This is a genomic window from Stappia sp. ABD4_338 (assembly GCF_056312175.1).
Genome location: NZ_CM149982.1, coordinates 4,077,873 through 4,099,931, shown reverse-complemented (window position 1 = coordinate 4,099,931; position 22,059 = coordinate 4,077,873). Strand labels below are relative to the sequence as shown.

The following is a 22,059-nucleotide window of genomic DNA, read 5'->3' as shown; positions in this document are numbered from 1 at the left end:
GCTGAGACTTTCGAGGTGAAGCGTGCGAGCACGCATTGGTTGAAGCCAATGCCTGAAATCTCGGCGATCGTTCTCCACCTCGGTCGGGAGTCTCACCCGCAAACGGGGGCCATACTATAGGTCACCCACCGCAACCGGACATGTCCGGCAGATGCTTGTGAAGGCATCTGCGGTTATAATGGCAGACCAGTCTGGTGATTTCAATCTGAAGGGGCGTTCCGCGAAAGCCGGTCCAACGATTAGCTCTTAAGTGATTGATCTCTGTGCGCGATGTGCCGCCTCGATCAGTAGCGCGCAGAAACACCCCATTCCTCTAGTTCCGCCAATATGCGCCCGACGGCTTCTTCTTCCAGCGCTGCGGTGATGGGGTCAGGCTCCATCGGGCGCGTCTGGGCGGACAGGCGGTAGCGCTGAGAGAGAAACCGCGCAACGGCGCGAAGCTCTGCAGGTGTGGAGCAGCCCACGACCTTACGCGCCGCCGCTTCGGCCAGTTGCGCAATTGGTCGGGCTGAGGCCGTAGCAGCCGTTCGGCTGGATGGTATCGCCGCAAGTTCGGCCTCGCAGATGTCCCGCTGCCGCTCCCGAACCATGTAGCGGACCGCCTGTTCAATCTGCCGCTCGCGTTCCGTGACCGGCCCGACAAGCGCTCTCATGGCCGTGCCCAGCCGTTCCTGCTGACGGCCTTCGGTCTCGGGCGTCGTGTGCGCCTTGATGATCGCCAGAAGGACGCGTTCCAGCACGCTTGATCCATCGCCGAACGGCGCAAGATAGGTGGAGTCACTGCCTGACATCGGCCAACTCCAGTATCCGGGCCGCGACCTGTTCCACCGGCCCGCGCAAGCGCTCGGCGTTCACGACGATATAGCCGCCCGTCACGTCGCCATTGGCGCGGTGGTTCAGCAGGCGCTTGAGCGCGTAATAGGGAACGTCGAGGCTTTCGGCGATGGTGATGAAGGTGCGCCGCAGATCGTGAAGCGTGAAGGTCACGCCCGATCCGGCGCTGACGCGGAGCAGGAATTTCTTAGTCTCCTTCAAATGCCCGTCCCGCCCTGGACCGGGAAACACGTAGGGCGTCTCGCCTGCCTGCTTCTTTCGCTCGGTCAGCAGGTCCACAAGGAAGGACGACAAGGGCAGGTGCAGCGGGTCGCCGTTCTTCGTCCTGGGCAGGTGCAGCGTCCGCGCGGTCAGGTCCACATTCTCCCAGCGCAGCGCCATCAATTCGCCCCGGCGCATGCCGGTGAACAGCGCCATGAGCAGAAAGTCGCGGGCATAGCCCGGCTCGGCCATGACCGCCTTCCACCATTGGGGCAAATCTTGCGCCGTTACCAGCGTCTGCCGCCGCTGCTCGCGGTGCCATGCCCGCGCCTGCGTCAGGATGGTAACCGGGTTGGGCGGGAAGTCATCATGCGTCGCGGCGGTGAAATTATAGACCGACCGCAGATGCCGCATGACATTGTTCGCGGTGGTCTTGCCGATTTCCGCCGATAGCTCCTGATGACGCTTGAGCACCATTTGCCGGGTGATTTCACTGACCGGCTTCTTGCGCCACGCCTTGAGATAGATCCGGGATGAGCGCGAATAGTTCAGCACCGTATGCGGCGACAGATGCGGGCGCGCGGCGAAGAAAGCATCGAACGCATCGGCCAGCGTGACGCGGGACATGACCGACTGTTTCTTCTCGGCGTTGGGATTGCGCCCCTCGGCCATCTCGCTCAGCAGGGTGAGCGCCTTCTTGCGGGCAATGTCGGCAGCGAACAGATCGGCCCGGCCGATGGTCACCCGGCAAGAGCGCCGGTCCACCTGACCCTCGGCGAAATAGACCTTGGATTGCCGCCCGACCCGAAGGCCGAAGCCCGGCAAAAGCGTGTCGCGATAAAAGGCTTGTCCGCTCTGGGTGAAGGGCAGTGCGTCAACGGACTGACGCGTCAGACGTAGACTGGGCATGGTGAGACCTCCTTCCGGCCTCACCTCAAACTAACGTCAATAACGTGAAATTACTAGTGATATCAGAGACTTATGATGAAAAAAGACATCCTGTCCATGATCCGGAAGCTACATCCAACACGCGCGCACGCGCGAGGGAGCGAACATCGGAATCGGCAGTGTCAGTCGAGCCAAGGTTACAAAAATGAGCCTCGCAGCGCTGGCCGCGAGGCTCGTTCTTGGTAGCCCGTAGGCGTTAGGTCCGGTCGTGGACCTGTGCGAGAGGCGCGACCTTCTTTGCTGCGTCGACACCCGCCTGAGCGGACTGCTTGGAGGTGTAGACCTCGGAGTGGCACAGGGTTTCGCCGTTGGCGGCTTTCAGGCGCCAGAAGTACCCGCCTGCGTTCGCGCGAAGGATTTCAAACATGTTGATGGCCCTCCTTGGGCCAGAAAATGAGACCCGTCCGAAGCGCCGGGTCATTGATCTTTAAGGAGGGGCCAGCTAGGGTAATGGTCTTCAAGCATGCCTAGCGGGCTTCGGCCCCGGTATTCGGAAATCGGCTGGTTTACGAGGCCAGCCGGTTTTCCGTCCAGTTTGCCTTTGGGGTCAGATACGGCCCTTTAGGCGGCAGTTCGTCGGGGCTCGCCGGCGGAACATCTGGAAACCGCTTTCCATCCTTTACCTCAGCGATCCGGCCCTGATTGAGGCCGAAGAACGCTGCGATATCGTGATGGCGGTCGCCCCGCTCGATCATTCCCCGGATGAGCGCCGCATCGCGCTCGGTGATTGTGAGACCGCTCGGCCTCGCTCGTGATGCCATATATTTCTCCATGGTTTCGTCGCCGGATTCTGGCCCGGCACCTTCAATATGAGGGAGAGTCGGCGCATCGTCAAGACAAAATCTAATTTTAGCATTCTGTAGCGCGCTACGACTTTGATGTGTCTTGACATTGTAACGCGCTACGGACTATAAACCGCCCATGAGAGAGCAAGTCAGTTTTATCAACCCAGCCGCCACCCGAGCGCGCCTGATGGATGTCTCGGACGTCTTTTCCGGCGTTGGGGTATCGCGCGAGGAAACAGTGGTCCGTCCGGGCGAGCGGATGCCAGTTATTGGAGTGCGCGACCTTCAGGACGGCGCAGTCGCTCAACGGGATGCGTTGGACACGGTGGGGTTTTCATCCCCCTCCAAAGCTCTTTCCTATGCGGTCCAAACTGACGACGTGCTCGTCACAGGGCGCGGGACGCTGCTGAAATTCGGCCTTGTGGGGGATGAGACAGCAGGCGCCATCGCCAGCGCGAATATCATCGTTGTTCGCCCCGGCCCTGATGTGATGGGAGGCGCCCTGTTCGCGATCCTGTCCAGCGAGGTGTTTCGCCCGAAAATCGAAGTTTTGCGGCGCGGGGCGACCACGCTTTTGTCCCTGTCGCCAAAGGATCTCGCCAAGCTCGAAATCAATCTGCCGTCACGAGGCGAACAGGAGCGCATCGCCGCCCTCGTTAAAGAGACGCAGATCGCCTATCGCACCGCCCTGGAGGCCGCCGAAATCCGCCGCACGCTTGCGCGGCGTCTGATTGACGCGCGCCTGTTCGGCGGCAACCAGAAAAGTTGAGGGAAATATGGCCAAGCTCACACGCACCGAACTGGAAAACCATCTCTGGAAGTCTGCCGACATCCTGCGCGGTTCCATCGATAGTTCCGACTACAAGATCTACATTTTCGGCTTTCTGTTCCTGAAACGGTTGTCTGACCGGTTTGAGGAAGAGGCCAAGGAGGCGATCCGTCAGGGTCTGCCGGAAGAGGTCGCCTATAGCGATCCTGACGAACATGAGTTCTTTCTGGTTGAACGTGCGCGCTGGTCATCCATCAAGAAGCTGACAACCGGCATTGGCGATCACCTGAACAAGGCGTGCGCCGCGATTGAGGACGCCAATCCTTCCATTGAAGGCGTGCTGGCCAATATCGATTTCAACTCTGAATCGCGGCTGGGCGACGCCAAGAACCGCGAAGGCGTTCTGTCGCGCCTGATCGACCATTTCTCGCGCATCGACCTGTCCAATGCCTCGCTGTCCGAACCGGACATGCTGGGCCGCGCTTATGAATATCTGATCGACAAGTTCGCGGACGATGCAGGCAAAAAGGGGGGCGAGTTCTACACCCCTCACCACGTCGTGCGTCTGATTGTCGAACTGCTGAACCCTCAGCCCGGCATGCGTATCAGCGACCCCACCTGCGGTTCGGGCGGCATGCTGGTTCAGGTCGCCGAGCATGTGGCGAAGCTTGAAGGCAAGCGACTGGGCGAAGCGCTCAACATCACCCTGCATGGGCAGGAAAAGAACCTTGGCACATGGGCCATCGCCAAGATGAACCTGCTGCTGCACGGGCTTCGCGATGCGCGAATTGAAAAGGGCGATACGATCCGCAATCCGCGCCTGCTCGACCAGGACGGCAATCTGTTCCTTTATGATCGTGTGATCGCCAACCCGCCCTTCTCGCTCGACAGTTGGGGGGCGGATGATGTGTCAGGGGACACCGAGAAGAAGGGGCATAACCGCTTCATCTACGGCATTCCGCCGAAAAATATGGGCGATCTGGCTTTCGTTCAGCACATGGTGGCGACGCTCAACGCCAAGGGCGTGTGCGGGGTGGTGATGCCGCATGGCGTGCTGTTCCGAGGCTCGGGCGATGGGCGCATTCGCAAGGCGATGCTGGAGGCGGATCTGTTCGAGGCGATCATCGGCCTGCCCGAAAACCTCTTCGCCGGCACCGGCATCCCGGCGACTGTCTTGATCCTTAACAAGGCAAAGGCGCCCGAGCGCAAGGGCAAGGTCCTGTTCATCCACGGTGCGAAGGAATTCGAGGAGCGGCCCAAGAAGAACATCTTGGGCGAAGGCAATATCACGCGGATCGTTGATGCGTTTGCGGCATGGGGTGACCACGCGGCGTTTTACGAAAAAGCCGCGGACGCCGCTGAGCTTGTCCAGCGCAAAGAGCTTTGCGAGCCCAACGACCGCTTCATGCGCGTGGTGGATCTGACGGAAATCGCCGAGAATGATTTCAACCTGAACATCTCCCGTTACATCGACACGCTGGAGCCGGAAAAGCCAATCAATGTGCAGGCCGAACTCGCCAAACTGTGGGACGCTGAAAAGGCGCGCGACGAAGCGGCAGCCCGCATGAACGCCCTTCTCAAGGAGATGGGTTATGTCGGTTGAGGTGCCTAAAGGCTGGCGGGAGGTGCGTATTGGTCAAATCGCGCGCGAAGTTTCCATCAGAAACCACGGCGGTACAGATATTCCGGTCTTGAGCATGACAAAGCACCGAGGCTTTGTTCGCTCCAACGAATACTTCTCCAAGTCTGTACACAGTACAGACACCGGGCAATACAAGATCGTGAAACGTGGACAGTTCGCCTACGCGACAATTCATCTGGACGAAGGCTCCATTGACTATCTGAAGAGCGAGAACACGGGCTTGATAAGCCCAATGTACACCGTCTTTGAAATCAACCCGGAAGACATCGACCCTGACGTTGCGCTCCGGAAGTTCAAGAGATTTGCGCTAAGTGGCCGCTTCGGCCCCTATAGCAATGGCGGGGTTAATCGCAGAAAGTCGATCCTGTTCAGAGATTTATCAGCATTCAAATTTGCGCTCCCCCCACTCGCCGAACAGCGCGCAATTGCCGAGGTCCTGGGCACGGTGGAGGCGGCTGTCGCCAAGACGGAGGCGCTGATTGCGGCGCTGGCAGAAAGCCGCGTTGAACTGACCCGTGACTTTCAGGGAAGCGAGGAGCAATCGAAATGGCCCGTAAGACCAATCGGCTCTCTCATTCGCCAGTGTCAGTATGGACTTTCGATACCACTGGATGGCGAAGGCACGGTGCCAGTCCTGAGAATGCCGGATATCGGGGATGGGCGTGTCAATCTTGATGTGGGCACCCTTAAATCAACCGATGTATCACCCACTGAGCTTGCTTCATGCGCAATCAAAGAAGGTGACATCCTGTTCAACCGAACGAACAGCCAAGCTCTGGTTGGTAAAACTGGGATTGTCAGGAACACGCCCAGCGCACAGATCGTCTTCGCAAGTTACCTGATCCGCCTTGTTACAAAGAGCGGCGTCAATCCATTCTGGCTGAATGCAGTTCTGAATCTCCCTCGCACTCAAGAGCGATTGAAGACGCTGGCTACACCGGGCGTTTCGCAATGGAATATCAACTCGAAAACGCTCAAGCGCTTTGAAGTTGCTGTACCACCGAAGGCTGATCAGGATCAGTTTGCAGACCTCTACGAGACTATCGAAGCAACACTTGAAGCCGAGCGCACTAAACTGACTGCGATGAATGAGGCGCGCGACGCCCTCGCCCAGGAACTGCTCTCAGGCCGCCTCCGGCTGCCAGACAACCTCATTGCGCGTCATCGCGGCAAAACCGGGCAGGCCGCATGACCCAAGCGAATGACCAGTTCGAGCGCGACTGGGTCGAGGAACCGGCGGCGGAGCTGCTGCGGGTGCTGTTCGACTATAAGTCCTTGTCACCAGACGATGTGCGGCGCCTGCGCGAGGGGCTTTCGACCGAGCCGGTTCTGACAGTCCGTCTTGCCGAATGCCTCAAGCGCCTTAATCCATGGCTGGACGAGGACGGCGTGCGCCGCGCGGTCGCCGCCGTCACGCGCGTTTCCGCTGTCGATGTGATGGAGGCCAATGAGGCCGCCTATACGGCGCTCACCTATGGCGTGACCGCCGCCCATACCGAAGGCGGCAGGCGGCAGGACCGCACTGTCCGGTTCTTCGATTTCGACAATCCATCCGCCAATACGTTCGAGTTCGCCCGGCAGGTCGCGATCAAAGGTCCGCGACAGGAAATCATTCCCGATCTTATCGTTTATGTGAACGGCCTCCCGCTTGCGGTGATCGAGTGCAAGTCGCCATCACTGGCCGATCCGATGGGCGAGGCGATCCGCCAGTTTCGCCGCTATGAAAGCCGGGACGAGTTCTCAGGCCTTGGCGCGCCGCGCCTGTTCGAGACGGCGCAGATTTCCATTGCGCTCGCCCGTGACACAGCGAAATTCGGCACGACGCTGACCCCGGTGCGCCATTGGGCGGAATGGAAGGATCCGTATCCGCTGACGCTCGATGCGCTCTCCGCGCAACTGGGCCGGACGCCAACCGGGCAGGATATCCTGCTCGCCGGGCTTCTCTCTCCGGCCAATCTGCTCGATCTCGTCCGCAACTTCGTGATCTATGAGACCATCGACGGGCGGCGGATCAAGAAGATCGCGCGCTACCAGCAATTCGTTGCCGTCGGTAAGGCGATCGAGCGCATTCGTACCGCAAGCAATCCCCAGCGTCGGGGCGGCGTCATCCATCACACCCAGGGTTCGGGTAAATCGCTGACCATGGTGTTTCTGGCGACCAAGCTCAGACGGCTGCCCGAGGCCGAGAACCCGACCCTCGTCATCGTCACGGACCGCACCGATCTCGATGACCAGATCACTGGGCAATTCCAGCGCTCAGGCTTCGCCAATCCCATTCAGGCGGAAAGCGGGGCGGCGCTGCGCGAGGCTCTGTCGGGCGGGGCGGGGACGACCGTCCTGACGACCGTTCACAAGTTTCACAGCGCCGTGCCGAAAGGCTCATCTGTCATTTCCAAGGCGCGCAACGTCTTCGTCATGGTCGATGAAGCGCACCGGACCCAGTATGGCGCGCTGGCCGCCCGGATGCGCGCGGGCCTGCCCAATGCCTGCATGATCGCTTTCACTGGTACGCCCATCGACAAGAAGGACCGCAACACCCGCGAGGTCTTCGGCGATTACCTGCACCGCTACCTGATCGATCAGGCTGTGAAGGATGGCGCCACTGTCCCGATCTTCTACGAAATGCGCGACGCGCAATTGCGGATCGACGGGCGCGATCTTGAACGGGATATCCGGGCGGCCTTTCCTGAACTGTCTGACGACGAGATTGGGAAGCTGAAACGCGGCATGCGGCTTCAAGAGAAGCTGGCCGGAGCAAAGGTTCGCGTTGAGGCCATCGCCCAAGACATCCTCGCGCACTATCGAAGCACCATCGAACCGAACGGTTTCAAGGCACAGATCGTGACGGTGAGCCGTGACGTCGCCGTGACCTATGTCGAGGCCTTAAGGAAACTTGGCGCGCCCGAATGTGCGCTCATCATGTCCACGTCGAACAATGACAGCGCGCGGCTGCAAGCCCATCACCTGTCCAAGAGCGAGCGCGACACCTTGATCGGCCGCTTCAAGAAGCGTGACGATCCGCTAAAGATCCTCGTGGTGTGCGACATGTTGCTGACCGGTTTTGATGCGCCGGTTGAGCAGGTTCTGTACCTCGATGCGCCGCTACGCGAGCATACGCTGTTGCAGGCGATTGCCCGCGTAAACCGCACCGCTGAGGGTAAGACCTATGGGCTAGTCGTCGATTATTGGGGCGACAACAAGCGCATCGCGGATGCCCTGGATATGTTCTCCGAAGAGGATGGCATCGCGAGCGCGCTCCGCCCGCTGTCCGAGAAAATCCAGCTTCTTGAAAGTCGCCACAGAGCCGCGATCCGGCTTTTCGAAGGGCTTGACCGTCAAGACGATACGGCATGCGTCGACCTGCTGCGCCCCGATGACATCCGCGCCAAGTTCGAACTCGATTTCCTACGCTTCGCCGAAGCCATGGACATGGTCTTGCCGGACCCAAAGGCCTTGGAAGAACCTTATCCGTCCGACCTGAAATGGCTGTCGCGCATTCGCGTCCTAGCTCGCCGCGCCTATCACGAAGAGCCGTTTGATCCCAAGGACTATGGCGCGAAGGTGGGAGAGATAATCACCAGCCATCTGTCCGTGTCGGGTGTCGAACAGTTGTTGGTGAAGTTCGACATTCTCGACCCCGCCTTCCGCCCTCATCTGGACAGCCTGCAGTCAAGCGACGCCAAGGCGGCCGAGATCGAGCACGCCATCCGCCAGGAAATCCACGTCCACCGTGACGAAAACCCTACCGCCTACGCCTCGCTCTGGGAGCAGCTTGAGCGGATCGTCAACGACAGACGGGAATCGCGCGTCTCTGCCGCCAGCGCCTTGTCCCATCTTGAAGCCATGGTCGGGAAAGCTGCAGAGCTTCGTTCTGGCTCAGGAGGCAGAAGCGACGGTCTTACCGGAACGGCTGCTGCCATTCTGCCTTTCATTGATGCTGACATACCAGACGCTGAGCGCTCTCAGAGCGCAGCCGCTATCACCAAAGCGCTTGAAGACTATGCCGAGGTTGTCGACTGGCACCAAAAAGAGGACGTGCAACGTCAGATGCGTCGGTCCATCAAGGAGCAATTGCGCAGCTTGGGACTGGATGCGCACAAGGTCGAGGCTGCAACGGCAAAGATCATGGATGTCGCCCGTGCGAGGTATGCGGGATGACGGACGCGGCGCGGCACTCCATCGTCTTTGGCGGCGAAACCTTCGCATTCCAGATCGAGCGGACCGCGCGCCGGAAAACCGTTGCGATATCGGTTGGCTTCGATGGAGTGCGCGTGCTCGCACCGTCAGACCTCGACGATGATCGCGTCCTTGGCATCGTGCGCAAGAAAGGCGCGTGGCTGCTCCGTAAGCAGGCCGCGTACCGGGAACTAGGGGGGCAGCCGGTCGCCAAGGAATTTGTGAGCGGCGAGACCTTCCACTATCTCGGTCGCCAGTACCGGTTGAAGCTCATTGCCGACGAAACCGCCGTCACCACCCGGATTGCCGCGAGAGGCTCGACCCTTGTCGCTCCGGTCCTGCCGAATGGACATCCCTCGGTCCAACGCGCCACAGTCCGCAGTGGTCTCCGGCACTGGTATCGGGCCCATGCAATTCAGCATTTCCCCGTCCGCGCGCGCATGCTGGCAGAGATGCTTGGCATTCAGACACCGATTGTCAAAGTCGTTGACCAGTCCAAGCGCTGGGGAAGTTGCGACGCCCGAGGGCGCATCCGCCTGAATTGGCGCTTGGTTATGGCGCCAATGCCGCTGGTTGATTACGTTATCGCCCATGAGGTGTGTCACGTTCTTGAACACAATCATTCGCGGCGATTTTGGCGTTCACTGGAAACCATCATGCCGGACTACGAGGAACGCCTGAGAAGACTTGATCGGATGGGGCACCAGTTCATCTGGTGATTGTTATATGAGCGACATCAAACTTTTCCGTACGGATAGCGCATCGGTAACCGAACTTCGCGGCAGTGCGGTTGCACTGGAAAAGTCGCTCCAGACCCTCATTGAACGCAATATGGAAGCCTTTCTTGGCGTCCGGTTTCTTGCCTCTGAGTTCTCCACGAGCAATGGCGGGCGCATGGACTCGCTCGGCATCGACGAGAACGGTTCGCCGGTCATCATCGAGTACAAACGGGCCAGCAACGAGAACGTTATCAACCAAGGCCTGTTCTATCTCGACTGGCTCATGGATCACCGCCGCGATTTCGAGTGGCTCGTTCTGGAGCGCTTCGGCGCTGAAGAGGTCAAAGCAGTAGATTGGACGACCCCCCGGCTTATCTGCATTGCGGGTGATTTCACCAAGTACGACGCTCATGCGGTCAACCAGATGAACCGGAACATTGCGCTTGTTCGTTATCGCCGATTTGGCGACGAGCTATTGCTATTCGAACTGCTGACCTCGACATCAGAACGGCCCGCGCGCGAAATCACAGTCAGCAGCGATGCCCAAGGCGAGCCTGCTGCAACCCGACCACGATCTCGCCAGAAGACCGTCACGCAATATCTCGCAGACGCTGACCAAGAGCTTGTCGATCTGTACGAGGCGACAAAGGCGTACCTTCTAGCGCTGGGCGACGATGTCGAGCTGAAGACCCTCGACAACTATGTCGCCTTCCGCCGCCTGAAGAACTTCGCCTGTGTCGAGGTCAAACCGCAGATCAGGCACCTCAAGGTTTTCGTCAAGGTCGATCCGGACAGCATCAAACTTGAGCCGGGTTTTACCCGCGACGTGCGCAACATCGGCCACTTCGGAACGGGCGACCTTGAAATCATCATCACCGACGTCGCCACGTTGGACAAAGCCAAGCCACTGATGGACCGCAGCTATGACGGGGCATGAGCGTACCCCATCTGCGCTAGCTACAGTTCGTCACGCGGTCGAAGAACGTGGTTACGTCCTTCTCAGGGCCTACCGTGCCAATATCAGTGGTGAGGAAGTCGCGTCCGCACTGGGGAAAGTGCTCACGCTTGGGGAAGGGTCGCCGGTACACCAGTTGAGACCGACACCAAAAGACAAAACTACTCCGAACACGTACAGCGGGATTTATGGGTTTGATGTCTTCCCTTTCCATACGGACATGGCTCATTGGCGGCACCCGCCCCGATACATAATGTTGAGGTGTCTCGTCGGGTTCGAAGAGGTGCCGACGCTCCTTGCCGATGGGGCCGAGATTGTGCGCGAAGCCGATGACAATGTTTTTGCGCGTGCATTGGTTCAACCGCGTCGACCGGTGAAGGGCAGGCTGCCACTGCTGCGCATTTTTCAGCCGAGTGAAGGCTTCGGCCTCATACGTTGGGACGACAAATTCTTCCGACCCGCCTCTCGTGCAGGTGAGCATGGAGTTGAACGCTTTCGCGCTGCGCTTAGCACGGTTTCAAAGCACAGCATTGCCTTGGTCGAGCGAGGCGACACCGTTGTCATCGACAATTGGCGAATGCTGCATGCTCGATCTCCAGTGCCTCCCGCTTGCGAGGGTCGCATCCTAGAGCGTGCCTATTTGGAGCAACTGCATTGAAGAAGACAATCAATCCCGGAAAAACACCCGCTGCATGGGACCCGGAAGCCCTCTTTGCGAAAGCACAGCGTTGTGCAGAGCAGATGATGGAAATGGATGCAGACAGTTGGCAGCATGGCCTAATGACCAGCCTCTCCCTGGAGCTTCTGGCTCGTGCGGCCCTTGCCAACGTAAGCCCGGTCCTTCTCACCGACCCTAATCAAGCGTGGGTTCAGACTTATCACGCCCTAGGCTATCCGGCGCTAGAGGCGCGAGCGCCTTCGTCGATCGCGACGGGAGAAGTGCTGAAAAGACTGGCTGCGATCTTCCCCACGTTCACCAAGGAGGTATCGAGTGCCTGCACCCGTATCACCGGGAATCGGAACGCCGAATTGCATTCCGGCGAAACTCCTTTCGATGACGCGCTGACCAGCACATGGCAGCCTCATTTCTTTGAGGCATGTGCCGTTCTGCTCGCAACAATGGGCTATGAGCTCGACGAACTATTCGGCAAGGAGGAGGCCGAAATTGCGAGCAAGCTGATCGCTGCCGCTGCTGATAAAAGTGCAAAGGCGGTCGCCGGCGACATCGAGGCACACCGAAAGGTATGGGAGGCAAAAGATGACAATGAACGCAAAGCGGAAAGTGAGGCAGCCGCGCTTTGGGCTGTAAGACGAAGCGGCCATCGTGTCGATTGCCCCGCCTGCGGATCGACTGCACTTCTGTTCGGCGACCCAGTTTCCACACCCCAGCTAAAACTCAAGGATGACGAGATAACAGAGACCCAGGAACACCTACCGACGCATTTCGAATGCGTTGCCTGTGGTCTCAAGATTAACGGTCTATCTCGCCTGAATGCCGCAGAACTGGGCGGCAGGTTCAAACGAACCAGCGTGTACGATGCGGCGGAGTATTACGCACCTGAAGAAACGTATCCTGACTTTGAAGACGACAACAATGAGCGATTTTAGGTGAACCACATATCAAGAATCCGGCTGATCCGGGACATCCCGATGCCCACGGACTCCCGCCCCCGCCCGAACTGTGAGCGCCGTTGATGGGGGGAGGTCCGGGGCAGGGGTGCAGATCGCCGATTAGTAGGGCAGATCGGGATTAGTAGTTTTCCAGTAGGGTAGCGGGGTGAACCGGGTGGCAACCGGGTCACACCCTGTGCTACTCCTCAGCTTCCGAAAGCGAAGTCTACCCAACGGCTTGTCCAATAGGGTCCAACAGAATAGTAGTGCATCTAACTCTCTGAAATCATTACAAAATACAATTCGTAATGATGGGGTCGGCGGTTCGAGTCCGTTCACCGGCACCACTTTCTTCTTCTTCCATAACACGCTCCGAAAATCCGGCTGACGCAAAAGCCGTGACCTTCCGTGTCCGGGCGCTTGCCTTGCGCCCACCCACGGTTGCAGACTGGGCGCGCGCGTCGACAGTGACGCCGCACGCCCGGGGGGATCATGAGCGATATCAAGCTTTTCAGTACAGCAGGCGAGACTGTCACGGAGCTACAGGGGACAGCGGTTGCGCTTGAAAAGTCTCTCCAGACACTGATCGAACGCAATATGGAATCCTTCCTTGGCGTCCGGTTTCTGGCGTCCGAGTTCGCGACGACAAATCGTGGTCGAATGGATTCTCTCGGCATCGACGAGAACGGCTCGCCAGTCATTGTCGAATACAAGCGCTCGAGCAACGAGAACGTCATCAATCAGGGGCTGTTCTATCTAGACTGGTTGATGGATCACCGCCGGGATTTTGAATGGCTTGTCCTTGAGAAATACGGAAAAGATGAAGCAAGCAATGTCGACTGGAGCACACCACGCCTGATCTGCATCGCCGGCGACTTCACCCGCTATGACATTCACGCGGTAAATCAGATGGATCGCAACATCGAGTTGGTTCGCTACCGGCGCTTCGGCGACGACCTGCTCCTTCTCGAGTTGCTGACCTCCACTTTTGAACGCACTTCACGGGAAAAAGCGCCTGTGCCCGTTTCGGATGCGGGCAGCACACCAGCGCCTCGTCCACGTGCCAAAGGCAAGACATTCTCGGAATATCTTTCGGATGCCGACACCGATCTGACCGACCTCTATGAGGCGCTCAAGGCACACCTTCTCGCCCTCGGCGACGATGTGCAGACAAAAGTCCTCGACAACTACATTGCTTTTCGGCGGCTAAAGAATTTCGCCTGCGTCGAAATCAAGCCCCAGATCCGTCATCTTAAGGTGTATCTGAAGGTCGACCCTCAAAGCATTGCGCTTGAGCCGAGCTTTACACGGGATGTTCGCAACATCGGTCACTTCGGCACCGGCGACCTGGAAGTCGTCATCACCGACTTCGAGAGCTTCGAAAAAGCCAAACCGCTGATGGAGCGAAGCTATGACGGTGCTTGACGTTGAAAGGTCAAGCCCTGCCCTCAGCCCCCTCCGTCACGCCTCACCGCGACAGATAGGTCGTCTTGATCCGGTTGACGATCTTGGCGAATTCGGCGACCGGCCCCGTCTCGTCTATGGGGCCGCACCCTAGCTGCAGCCGTCCAGCCAGACGTCGGAATTGTCGAGCGGCGCGCATTCGCCGGAAACAAGCCGGCCAACTCTCTCCACCCGATCAGCCAGCGCTTCGTCCCGCGTGCCGAGCCGATAGCGGCCGGGAGCGATCAGCACCGCGAGAAGAGATCGATAGTGCTCGTCCTCGATCTCGCGAGGGGGGGCGCCGTAGACCGCCTCGCTCATGCGATGAAAGCCCGTCACCCAGCCATCCGGTCCACGGCCCATCTCCAGGGTGTCGAGCCAAAGCGCCATGATTTGCGCCTTGCTCAGCTCGCTCTCCAGACCGAGCGCATATCCGGTCTGCCTGATCTTTCCGATACCCGGCGTGAAGTTCTCGAACCCGACGCGTTTTGCCAGCGACTGCGAAATGGTGGTGAGCCCCGCACCCGGCGTCGTCATGTCCACGCCGCCATGTTGCTCGAACCGCGGGTCCTGTACCGCCAGCAGCTGCCGGTAGCGCTCTTCGCCCAAAGAGGCTCCACCAAGGTCGGCGGCAAGAAGGGCGTCGGCGCGCGCTCTCAAATCGTCCGCGTCGGAAAGCGCGTCAAGATAGCCATATGCGCCATAGCCAACACATGCGACAGCCACGAGCGCAACCACACCCGCCACGACCTTGAGGATTCTTTTCATCGACCTGCGACCCTGCTCGAAAACGTTCCGATGAAGGTCATCCGCCTGAATTACGGCCTCACAACGGCGCAGGGAGCGGCGTCCTCCTGCCCCTGATCCCCTTTACCGTGACAGGTAGGTCGTCTTGATCTGGTTGGCGATCTTGGCGAATTCGGCGACCAGGGCCTCGTTGCTGTCAGCGCGGTAGTAATTCTCCGAGCCCGAGGCGCAATGGGCCATCACCTGATCCGCCGCCGAGCCCCTGGAGATCTGGAAGCCGACCGAGATGACGGTGATCCCCTTGGCCTTGATCGCGTCGCAGAGCGCCCTTGCACGTGCGCCGCTTTCCCCTCCCTGACGGGCGATCCAGTCATAGTTTCTCCGGTCGACACGGGCGGAGGAAAACCAGGTGTTGAAATCGCCGTCGGTCATCACGACCAGGTATTTCAGCACCCGCTCGTCGCTCGCCGGGGCCGGTGCGCTCCTGGCGGGCCACAGCGACGACCATGTCGACGACAGCGCGTACCAGCCCCAGGCGATACCCGTCTGGCCCGCCGTGTTGCCGCTCGCCCCCAGCCGCGAAATCTCGTAGAGCAGCGTCCCCGCCTGTGCCGAGGAGCCCGGATCGAGCGTCAGCGGCACCATCTGCGCTGACGGGCAGACGTAGCCCGACGAAGACCCTATCTGGTCGCCAGAGTACCAGTCGGAGTAGAGGTAATAGGCCCGGTTCCAGCCGGCCTGCTGGGCGCCGGGGCCGATGGGCGCGACCGAATAGGAGGCATCCGTATAGGCCTCCGGCCCGTCGCGCTCCGTCACGCAGCCGGGGTAGGAGGTGCGGCTGGCGTTCGCGCCATCGGTCGCGAGAGCCGCCCTGGCCTGGCCGATGTTGACGCCCGCGCTGTAGGGCACCATCGCGATGCGCACCTTCTCGTTGGTGTCGGCGGATCCTGGTGGAATGAGCGTGTTGACGAAGCCGGCGGCGGCCTGCCGCAGGGCCGAGATCTTGGACCCGCCCATGGAGCCGGTCACGTCGACGACGAGCGCCGCCTCGACGCTCTTGGGATAGATCGCCTGTGCCGCGGCACTCACCGACAGCTCCGTGGGCCCCATTCCCGCCAGCCGGATGAAATAGGTGGGAACGTCCGAACGCGCCGAAACGGAGATCCTGCGCGCCTTGGTGTCGATCTGGGGATCCTCGACGACAATGGCGACGCCCGGGATCGCCGAACCTTCCGCGTTGGCGCCGAAATAGGCCTCGTAGTTGTCCTCGAGGAACTGCTTGATCTCGCCGTCGGTCATGTTGCGGGTGGAAAGCTCGCGCGCCACCGCCAGCATGGCCGCGTCGAGCCCGCGCGCGATCGCCTGGCGCTGGTTGACCGCCCGGGCGAAATCGATGCCCGCGCCCGCCACCACGATCAGGAAGACCAGCACCAGCGCCAGCATCGGCAGCACGGCGCCGCGCCGGTCCGCCGAAAACCGCCGGACAACATCGCGAAACCGCCCCTGCAAGGACTTGCGTAACCCGTTCATGCGCTCGCTCTCCCGCGCCGTGAAAGGCGCATCCACTCGCGCGCGACTATCGCATGACGGAGCGTGCGGGCGGGTTAATCCGCCCGCGCGTCGGACGCGGATTTCGGAGGAAGGGTTGATGCGGCGTTAACGCGACCGCCGAAAGGCCGAAGGCTCAGGGCTCCAGCTCGGTGTCCCAGTAGAGGAAGTCGAGCCAGCTTTCGTGCAGATAGTTCGGCGGGAACAGGCGGCCGTTGTTGTGCAGGTCCTGCACGTTGGGCGCGAAGGGCATGTGCATGGGCCACATGCCGATGTCGGAGCAGGACTTGTTGGCCTTGCGCAGGTTGCACGGCGAGCAGGCGGTGATGACGTTGTCCCAGGTGGTCTGGCCGCCCCGGGACCGCGGGATCAGGTGATCGAAGGTCAGCTCCTCGCGGGAGCCGCAATACTGGCACTGGAAACGGTCGCGCAGGAAAACGTTGAAACGGGTAAAGGCAGGGTGCCGGCTGGGCTTGATGTAGCTCTTGAGGGAAACGACGCTGGGAAGCCTGAACTCGCTGCTCGGACTTCGTACGGTAACGTCATACTCGGAGACAATATTGACCCGGTCGAGGAAAACCGCCTTGAGGGCGTCTTGCCACGACCACAGCGACAACGGGTAATAGGCCAGCGGACGGTAGTCCGCATTGAGCACCAGGGCCGGATGCGCCCCTGGAGAGATGGCGACGTTCACACCTTCGCTCCTCATGCCGACGCATCGGAATCACCGAAGGGCGATCCCGGATCGCAGGCATAGTGTAGAGCGAGAGTGACAGTCTTGTGAAGTCCGTATGCGACGCAGCGTCAGCATGGCCCGCGCGCGGAAAAATCCGGCCGCGCGCGGGGATGTCGTTCCGGATCAGCCCTTGGGCCACTCGCGGATGTCGACGAAGTGGCCGGCGATCGCCGCCGCCGCCGCCATGGTCGGCGACACCAGGTGGGTGCGGCCCTTGAAGCCCTGGCGTCCCTCGAAGTTGCGGTTCGAGGTGGAGGCACAGCGCTCGCCCGGCGCCAGCTTGTCGGCGTTCATGGCAAGGCACATGGAACAGCCCGGCTCGCGCCATTCGAAGCCCGCCTCGAGGAACACCTTGTCGAGGCCTTCCGCCTCGGCCTGCGCCTTCACGAGGCCCGAGCCCGGCACGACCATGGCGTTGACGCTCTCGCTCACCTTGCGCCCGCCGATCACGGCGGCCGCCGCGCGCAGGTCCTCGATGCGGCCGTTGGTGCACGAGCCGATGAACACGCGATCGACCGGAATGTCAGTGATCTTCGTACCCGCCGTCAGGCCCATGTATTCAAGCGCGCGGCGCTTGGAGGAGCGGCGGTTCTCGTCGGCGATCTCGTCCGGATCCGGCACCGTTCCGGTCACCGAGACCACGTCCTCCGGGCTGGAGCCCCAGGTGACGATCGGCGGCAGGTTGGCCGCGTCGAGACGGATCTCCTTGTCGAAATGCGCCCCCTCGTCGGTGAACAGCGTCTTCCAGTAGGCGACCGCCTGGTCCCACGCCGCGCCCGTCGGCGCCTTGGGACGGCCCTTGATGTACTCGAAGGTCTTCTCGTCCGGCGCGATGAGGCCGGCGCGCGCGCCCCCCTCGATCGACATGTTGCACACGGTCATGCGCCCTTCCATGGACAGCGCGCGGATCGCCTCGCCGGCGTATTCGATCACGTGGCCGGTGCCGCCGGCGGTGCCGATCTCGCCGATGATCGCCAGCACGATGTCCTTGGCCGTCACGCCCTCGGGCAGCGTGCCCTCGACGAGGACGCGCATGTTCTTCGCCTTGCTCTGGATCAGCGTCTGGGTGGCGAGCACATGCTCCACCTCCGATGTGCCGATGCCGTGGGCAAGCGCGCCGAAGGCGCCATGGGTGGAGGTGTGGCTGTCGCCGCACACGATGGTCATGCCGGGCAGGGTGAAGCCCTGCTCGGGGCCGACGATGTGCACGATGCCCTGCCGGTCGTCGGTCTCGCTGTAGTACTCGACGCCGAACTCGGCCGCGTTCTTCGCCAGCGTGTCCACCTGCAGCGCCGACTCCGGATCGTCGATGCCGTGGCTGCGGTCGGTGGTGGGCACGTTGTGGTCGACGACGGCGAGCGTGCGGCCGGGCTGGCGCACCTGGCGGCCGGTCATGCGCAGGCCCTCGAAGGCCTGCGGGCTGGTCACCTCGTGCACCAGGTGGCGGTCGATGTAGAGGAGCGACGTGCCGTCCTCCTGCGTGTCGACGACATGGTCGTCCCAGATCTTGTCGTAAAGGGTGCGTGACGCGGTCATGGCTGGCTCCTCGAAATGAAGGGCTGATGTCTTTGGCGCGCGCGCAAGGCGCGCCCGGATCGGAAAAAGACGGCGGCGGCCACGCGGATGCGCGGGCCTAGCCGTGGATCTGAAGTCGGGGAAGGGCGCCGGCGTCGAAGGTTGCGCTCAGGCGCGCGTGGAACCGGGCGGGAAGGCGGCGCGCGTCCTGCAGCACGACGCGCACCAGAACGCGCGCGGATCCGCACCGCGCGCGCGCCGTGGCGCCCCGCGCGACGGGTCTTTCCATGCTGCGGTCCGAAACCGTCCGCACTCTCACGCCATCCCTCGAACTCGCGCGCGAAACGTCATCCAGAAGGCCCCGGCCGCGCGACCGTCCGGGAACCCGTGTGCCCATCCCCCTTCAATGGCGCAAAATGGCGAGCCGGGTCAAGGCGCGCGTGGTCCGCGCGCCCGTTGCCCAGGCGTCAGTTCATCATGTCCGGCAGGAACAGGACCAGCGCCGGGATCGAGGCGATCAGTGCCAGGCGCACCACGTCGGCGAGCACGAACGGCACGATACCGCGAAAGATCGTGCCCATGGGCACGTCCGGCATCACCGTCTTCAGCACGAAGACGTTGAGCCCCACCGGCGGGGTGATGAGGCTGATCTCGGTGACCACCACCACCACGATGCCGAACCAGACCAGATCGAAGCCCAGCGCGGCCATGACGGGCGCGAAGATCGGCACGGTCAGAAGCACCATGGACAGGCTTTCCAGAACCATGCCAAGGAACAGGTACACCACCAGCACCAGCGCCAGGATCGCCTGCGGCGGCAGTTCGGAGGCCCGCGCCATGTCGGACAGCGCCGTCGGCAGGCCGGCGATGTTGACGAAGCTGGAGAACACCAGCGCCCCGATGAGCACCATGAACATCATGGTGGTGGTGGCGGCCGTGTCCGCCAGCGTTTCCAGCAGGGTCGACCAGGTCAGCCGCCGCCGCGCCAGCGCGATCAGAAACGCCCCGCTTGCGCCGATCCCGGCGGCTTCCGTCGCGGTGAAGATGCCGGCGTAGATGCCGCCGATCACAAGGGCAAAGAGCGCCAGGATGCCGGTGACGCCCTTCAGCGCGGCAAAGCGCTCGCGGTAGCTCATCCGCTCGGCCGGCGGGCCCGCCTTCGGGTTGAGCCAGCACACGATGCGCACCGCCGCCATGTATCCGAGAATGCCGAGCGCGCCCGGCACCACGCCGGCGATGAAGAGGCGGGCGATGTCCTGCTGCGCCGTGACGCCGTAGAGCACGAGAATGACGCTCGGCGGAATGAGGATGCCGAGCGTCCCGCCCGCGGCGATCACGCCGCTGGCCAGCCCGTCGTCATAGCGGTAGCGGCGCATCTGCGGCAGCGCCACCTTGCCCATGGTGGCGGCGGTGGCGAGCGAGGAGCCGCATACCGCGGAAAAGCCGCCGCAGGCGACCGCGGTCGCCATGGCGAGCCCGCCCCTGCGGTGGCCGAGCCAGGCATGACAGGCGGCATAGAGCTCGTCGGACAGCCCGGCCCGCGTCACCAGGTTGCCCATCAGCACGAAGAGCGGCACCACGGACAGCGAATAGGACAGGCCGGTGTCGAAGGTCGTCTGGCCGATGATCGCCATGGCCGGCATGAAGCCGAGGATCATGGTCAGGCCGAGACCGCCGACCAGCGCCATGGCGAAGGCGATGGGAACGCCGGCGAACATCACGACGACGAGAATGAGGAGACCGGGAAGCCAGGTGTCCATTGGGGGCGGGATCCTTGCTCGGCCGGAAGCCGCCCGTGCCGGGCGCTTCCGCGACAGTCAATCGGGTGAGGGCGGAACGGGCCGGAGGCCCGCGCCGGATCGTTTCGCCGGGGCGGGGTTCAGCCGTCGCGGCCGGGCCTCAGCGCCAGCCAGGCGGCCACGAGTGCCGCCAGCCCGCAGAACACCGCCATGAGTGCCGCGACCGGCCCGAGCGGAATGCCCAGATAGACCGTGGCATCGCCATAGTTGGTGTAGTCGCGCGCGCTCACGCCGAGCCGCCACGTGAAGAGGACCAGCATCACGGCCGTGACGAGGCTCGCCGCCCGGGCGAGCACCGCACGCACCCGGCGCGGCATGCGCGAGGTGAAGAGGTCGACCGTGACGTGCTCGCGCCGCGCCGTGACGATCGGCAGGCCGACGAAGATGACGAGGGCGAGCAGCACCTCGGTCAGTTCGAAGGCGCCGGGCAGGGGCGCGTTGAACAGGTAGCGGCCGATCACGTCGACGAAGGTGACCAGCATCATCACGATCAGCAGCAGGGCGGCGGCAAGCGAGAGCCCCCGCACCGCCCAGCGCGCGGGTGCCGACGCCCCGGCGCCGTGACGCGCCGGGGGTTCGGTGCCCGAGCCCTTGACCGAGGTGCTCATTTGGCGGCGGCGACCTCTGCCTTGAGCATGTCCATCGCGGCCTGGCCGTCGATGCCCGCGGCCTTGGCGGCCTCCATGAAGCCGGCGTTGACGCCTTCGAGCTTCTCGGTGATGGCGGCGGTCATGGAGTCGTCGGCCCTGGAAAGCGTCACGCCCTTGTCGAGCATGGTCTTGGTGCCGGCCGCGTCGGCCGCGTCCCAGGCCTTGCCCGCCATGCGCGCCATCGCCTCGCCGGAGACGGAGTCGATCGCCGCCTTGTCCTCGTCCGACAGCCGGTTCCAGGCATCGCGGTTCATCACCACGAAGAACGAGGTGTTGTAGAGGCCGCCGGGCACGGAGATCCCGTGGCGGACCACTTCGTCGATGCGGAAGAACGGCACGGACTCGGCCGGAAACAGGATGCCGTCGGCCACGCCGTTGGCCAGGATCTCATACACCTGCGGCGAGGGCGCCTGCACGCCGATCATGCCGAGACGCTGGGCGATCTCCGAGACGATGCCTCCGCCGATGCGCATCTTGAGGCCCGCGAGGTCCTCCAGCGACGCCACGTCCTTCTTGGTGGTGTAGATCATGCCCGGGCCGTGGGTGAAGACGGTCAGCAGCTTCACGCCGTCATGCTCGCCGGCCTTGTCGAGCATCGCATTCTGGACTTTCCAGTAGGCGACGGAGAGCGCCTCCGCGCTGTCGGACAGGAACGGTCCCTCGACGAGCGAGGTCAGCTTGAAACGGCCCGGCGTGTAGCCGTGCACGCTGTAGCCGACGTCCGCCACGCCGGAGCGGATCAGGTCGAACTGCGCCGGCGGCTTGCCGATCGGCGAGGCCATGATCTCGACCTTCACGCGTCCGTCCGTCGCCTCGGCCACCTGCTCGCCCCAGGGCGCCAGGATGTCCTTCACGATCGGATGCGACGGCGGCAGCCAGTTGGAGACGCGCAGCGTGGTCTCGGCGTCGGCCGGACCGGCAAGGCCCAGCGCCGCAACGCCGGCAAGCATGGCAAGAAATTTCCGCATTGTGTTCCCCTCT

21 protein-coding genes are annotated in these 22,059 nt (G+C 62.0%); 9 read left to right on the top strand and 12 right to left on the bottom strand.

Going from position 1 to position 22,059, the window contains the following annotated elements; translation table 11 throughout:
- Window positions 1-284: 284 nt before the first annotated feature.
- The 4 genes from ACYX4S_RS18340 to ACYX4S_RS18325 form a co-directional block, all read right to left on the bottom strand.
- Complete coding sequence (locus ACYX4S_RS18340) at window positions 285-791, bottom strand: hypothetical protein (RefSeq protein WP_476361237.1); 507 nt, start codon at window positions 789-791, stop codon at window positions 285-287.
- On the bottom strand, window positions 778-1,944 hold the full coding sequence (locus ACYX4S_RS18335) for a tyrosine-type recombinase/integrase (protein WP_476362889.1): 1,167 nt from the start codon (window positions 1,942-1,944) through the stop codon (window positions 778-780). Before ACYX4S_RS18335 ends, ACYX4S_RS18340 begins: the two co-directional genes overlap by 14 nt.
- Window positions 1,945-2,179: 235 nt before the next feature.
- On the bottom strand, window positions 2,180-2,350 hold the full coding sequence (locus ACYX4S_RS18330; protein WP_306026612.1) for a YegP family protein: 171 nt from the start codon (window positions 2,348-2,350) through the stop codon (window positions 2,180-2,182).
- A gap of 139 nt (window positions 2,351-2,489) precedes the next feature.
- On the bottom strand, window positions 2,490-2,744 hold the full coding sequence (locus ACYX4S_RS18325) for a hypothetical protein (protein ID WP_476362899.1): 255 nt from the start codon (window positions 2,742-2,744) through the stop codon (window positions 2,490-2,492).
- 160 nt (window positions 2,745-2,904) lie between these two features.
- Here ACYX4S_RS18325 and ACYX4S_RS18320 point away from each other — a divergent pair, with 160 nt between their 5' ends.
- The 9 genes from ACYX4S_RS18320 (at window position 2,905) to ACYX4S_RS18280 (ending at window position 14,065) form a co-directional block, all read left to right on the top strand.
- Complete coding sequence (locus ACYX4S_RS18320; RefSeq protein ID WP_476361236.1) at window positions 2,905-3,537, top strand: restriction endonuclease subunit S domain-containing protein; 633 nt, start codon at window positions 2,905-2,907, stop codon at window positions 3,535-3,537.
- A 7-nt stretch (window positions 3,538-3,544) separates the two neighbouring features.
- The gene (locus ACYX4S_RS18315) at window positions 3,545-5,140 is read left to right on the top strand and encodes a type I restriction-modification system subunit M (protein ID WP_476361235.1); all 1,596 of its coding nucleotides are present in this window, start codon (window positions 3,545-3,547) and stop codon (window positions 5,138-5,140) included.
- Complete coding sequence (locus tag ACYX4S_RS18310) at window positions 5,130-6,371, top strand: restriction endonuclease subunit S (protein WP_476361234.1); 1,242 nt, start codon at window positions 5,130-5,132, stop codon at window positions 6,369-6,371. Before ACYX4S_RS18315 ends, ACYX4S_RS18310 begins: the two co-directional genes overlap by 11 nt.
- A complete protein-coding gene (locus ACYX4S_RS18305) occupies window positions 6,368-9,337 on the top strand; it encodes a type I restriction endonuclease subunit R (RefSeq protein WP_476361233.1) in 2,970 nt (989 codons plus the stop codon). The genes ACYX4S_RS18310 and ACYX4S_RS18305 overlap by 4 nt, the downstream gene beginning before the upstream one ends.
- Window positions 9,334-10,074, top strand: coding sequence for a M48 family metallopeptidase (locus ACYX4S_RS18300; protein WP_476361232.1), 741 nt, complete (start codon window positions 9,334-9,336; stop codon window positions 10,072-10,074). Before ACYX4S_RS18305 ends, ACYX4S_RS18300 begins: the two co-directional genes overlap by 4 nt.
- Before the next feature lie 7 nt (window positions 10,075-10,081).
- A complete protein-coding gene (locus ACYX4S_RS18295; protein ID WP_476361231.1) occupies window positions 10,082-11,011 on the top strand; it encodes a DUF5655 domain-containing protein in 930 nt (309 codons plus the stop codon).
- Complete coding sequence (locus tag ACYX4S_RS18290; RefSeq protein WP_476361230.1) at window positions 10,998-11,687, top strand: TauD/TfdA family dioxygenase; 690 nt, start codon at window positions 10,998-11,000, stop codon at window positions 11,685-11,687. The genes ACYX4S_RS18295 and ACYX4S_RS18290 overlap by 14 nt, the downstream gene beginning before the upstream one ends.
- Window positions 11,684-12,637, top strand: coding sequence for a hypothetical protein (locus tag ACYX4S_RS18285; protein ID WP_476361229.1), 954 nt, complete (start codon window positions 11,684-11,686; stop codon window positions 12,635-12,637). The genes ACYX4S_RS18290 and ACYX4S_RS18285 overlap by 4 nt, the downstream gene beginning before the upstream one ends.
- A 495-nt stretch (window positions 12,638-13,132) precedes the next feature.
- A complete protein-coding gene (locus ACYX4S_RS18280) occupies window positions 13,133-14,065 on the top strand; it encodes a DUF5655 domain-containing protein (protein ID WP_476361228.1) in 933 nt (310 codons plus the stop codon).
- A 129-nt stretch (window positions 14,066-14,194) separates the two neighbouring features.
- On the opposite strand, the gene ACYX4S_RS18275 is transcribed toward ACYX4S_RS18280, so the two are convergent.
- From ACYX4S_RS18275 to ACYX4S_RS18240, 8 genes are all read right to left on the bottom strand, one after another.
- Window positions 14,195-14,851 (bottom strand): transglycosylase domain-containing protein, encoded by a 657-nt coding sequence (locus ACYX4S_RS18275; RefSeq protein WP_476361227.1) that lies wholly within the window; start codon window positions 14,849-14,851, stop codon window positions 14,195-14,197.
- 102 nt (window positions 14,852-14,953) lie between these two features.
- Window positions 14,954-16,360 (bottom strand): pilus assembly protein TadG-related protein, encoded by a 1,407-nt coding sequence (locus tag ACYX4S_RS18270; protein ID WP_476361226.1) that lies wholly within the window; start codon window positions 16,358-16,360, stop codon window positions 14,954-14,956.
- Window positions 16,361-16,514: 154 nt separating this feature from the next.
- Entirely contained in the window at window positions 16,515-17,087 is a 573-nt protein-coding gene (locus tag ACYX4S_RS18265) for an HNH endonuclease (RefSeq protein ID WP_422070179.1), read from the bottom strand.
- A 150-nt stretch (window positions 17,088-17,237) separates the two neighbouring features.
- A complete protein-coding gene (gene leuC / locus ACYX4S_RS18260) occupies window positions 17,238-18,650 on the bottom strand; it encodes a 3-isopropylmalate dehydratase large subunit (RefSeq protein ID WP_476361225.1) in 1,413 nt (470 codons plus the stop codon).
- 97 nt (window positions 18,651-18,747) lie between these two features.
- Window positions 18,748-18,918: a hypothetical protein gene (locus tag ACYX4S_RS18255; RefSeq protein WP_476361224.1), complete on the bottom strand. Its 171-nt coding sequence runs from the start codon at window positions 18,916-18,918 to the stop codon at window positions 18,748-18,750.
- Between the two features lie 178 nt (window positions 18,919-19,096).
- Complete coding sequence (locus ACYX4S_RS18250) at window positions 19,097-20,389, bottom strand: TRAP transporter large permease (protein ID WP_476361223.1); 1,293 nt, start codon at window positions 20,387-20,389, stop codon at window positions 19,097-19,099.
- 119 nt (window positions 20,390-20,508) lie between these two features.
- Entirely contained in the window at window positions 20,509-21,036 is a 528-nt protein-coding gene (locus ACYX4S_RS18245; RefSeq protein WP_293720633.1) for a TRAP transporter small permease, read from the bottom strand.
- Complete coding sequence (locus tag ACYX4S_RS18240; RefSeq protein WP_476361222.1) at window positions 21,033-22,046, bottom strand: TRAP transporter substrate-binding protein; 1,014 nt, start codon at window positions 22,044-22,046, stop codon at window positions 21,033-21,035. The genes ACYX4S_RS18245 and ACYX4S_RS18240 overlap by 4 nt, the downstream gene beginning before the upstream one ends.
- Window positions 22,047-22,059 lie beyond the last annotated feature (13 nt).

Coding starts and splice junctions, on each gene's coding strand:
- ACYX4S_RS18340 (WP_476361237.1), bottom strand. CDS start 791: ATGTCAGGCAGTGACTCCACCTATCTTGCGCCGTTCGGCGATGGATCA.
- ACYX4S_RS18335 (WP_476362889.1), bottom strand. CDS start 1,944: ATGCCCAGTCTACGTCTGACGCGTCAGTCCGTTGACGCACTGCCCTTC.
- ACYX4S_RS18330 (WP_306026612.1), bottom strand. CDS start 2,350: ATGTTTGAAATCCTTCGCGCGAACGCAGGCGGGTACTTCTGGCGCCTG.
- ACYX4S_RS18325 (WP_476362899.1), bottom strand. CDS start 2,744: ATGGCATCACGAGCGAGGCCGAGCGGTCTCACAATCACCGAGCGCGAT.
- ACYX4S_RS18320 (WP_476361236.1), top strand. CDS start 2,905: ATGAGAGAGCAAGTCAGTTTTATCAACCCAGCCGCCACCCGAGCGCGC.
- ACYX4S_RS18315 (WP_476361235.1), top strand. CDS start 3,545: ATGGCCAAGCTCACACGCACCGAACTGGAAAACCATCTCTGGAAGTCT.
- ACYX4S_RS18310 (WP_476361234.1), top strand. CDS start 5,130: ATGTCGGTTGAGGTGCCTAAAGGCTGGCGGGAGGTGCGTATTGGTCAA.
- ACYX4S_RS18305 (WP_476361233.1), top strand. CDS start 6,368: ATGACCCAAGCGAATGACCAGTTCGAGCGCGACTGGGTCGAGGAACCG.
- ACYX4S_RS18300 (WP_476361232.1), top strand. CDS start 9,334: ATGACGGACGCGGCGCGGCACTCCATCGTCTTTGGCGGCGAAACCTTC.
- ACYX4S_RS18295 (WP_476361231.1), top strand. CDS start 10,082: ATGAGCGACATCAAACTTTTCCGTACGGATAGCGCATCGGTAACCGAA.
- ACYX4S_RS18290 (WP_476361230.1), top strand. CDS start 10,998: ATGACGGGGCATGAGCGTACCCCATCTGCGCTAGCTACAGTTCGTCAC.
- ACYX4S_RS18280 (WP_476361228.1), top strand. CDS start 13,133: ATGAGCGATATCAAGCTTTTCAGTACAGCAGGCGAGACTGTCACGGAG.
- ACYX4S_RS18275 (WP_476361227.1), bottom strand. CDS start 14,851: ATGAAAAGAATCCTCAAGGTCGTGGCGGGTGTGGTTGCGCTCGTGGCT.
- ACYX4S_RS18270 (WP_476361226.1), bottom strand. CDS start 16,360: ATGAACGGGTTACGCAAGTCCTTGCAGGGGCGGTTTCGCGATGTTGTC.
- ACYX4S_RS18265 (WP_422070179.1), bottom strand. CDS start 17,087: ATGAGGAGCGAAGGTGTGAACGTCGCCATCTCTCCAGGGGCGCATCCG.
- leuC (WP_476361225.1), bottom strand. CDS start 18,650: ATGACCGCGTCACGCACCCTTTACGACAAGATCTGGGACGACCATGTC.
- ACYX4S_RS18255 (WP_476361224.1), bottom strand. CDS start 18,918: ATGGAAAGACCCGTCGCGCGGGGCGCCACGGCGCGCGCGCGGTGCGGA.
- ACYX4S_RS18250 (WP_476361223.1), bottom strand. CDS start 20,389: ATGGACACCTGGCTTCCCGGTCTCCTCATTCTCGTCGTCGTGATGTTC.
- ACYX4S_RS18245 (WP_293720633.1), bottom strand. CDS start 21,036: ATGAGCACCTCGGTCAAGGGCTCGGGCACCGAACCCCCGGCGCGTCAC.
- ACYX4S_RS18240 (WP_476361222.1), bottom strand. CDS start 22,046: ATGCGGAAATTTCTTGCCATGCTTGCCGGCGTTGCGGCGCTGGGCCTT.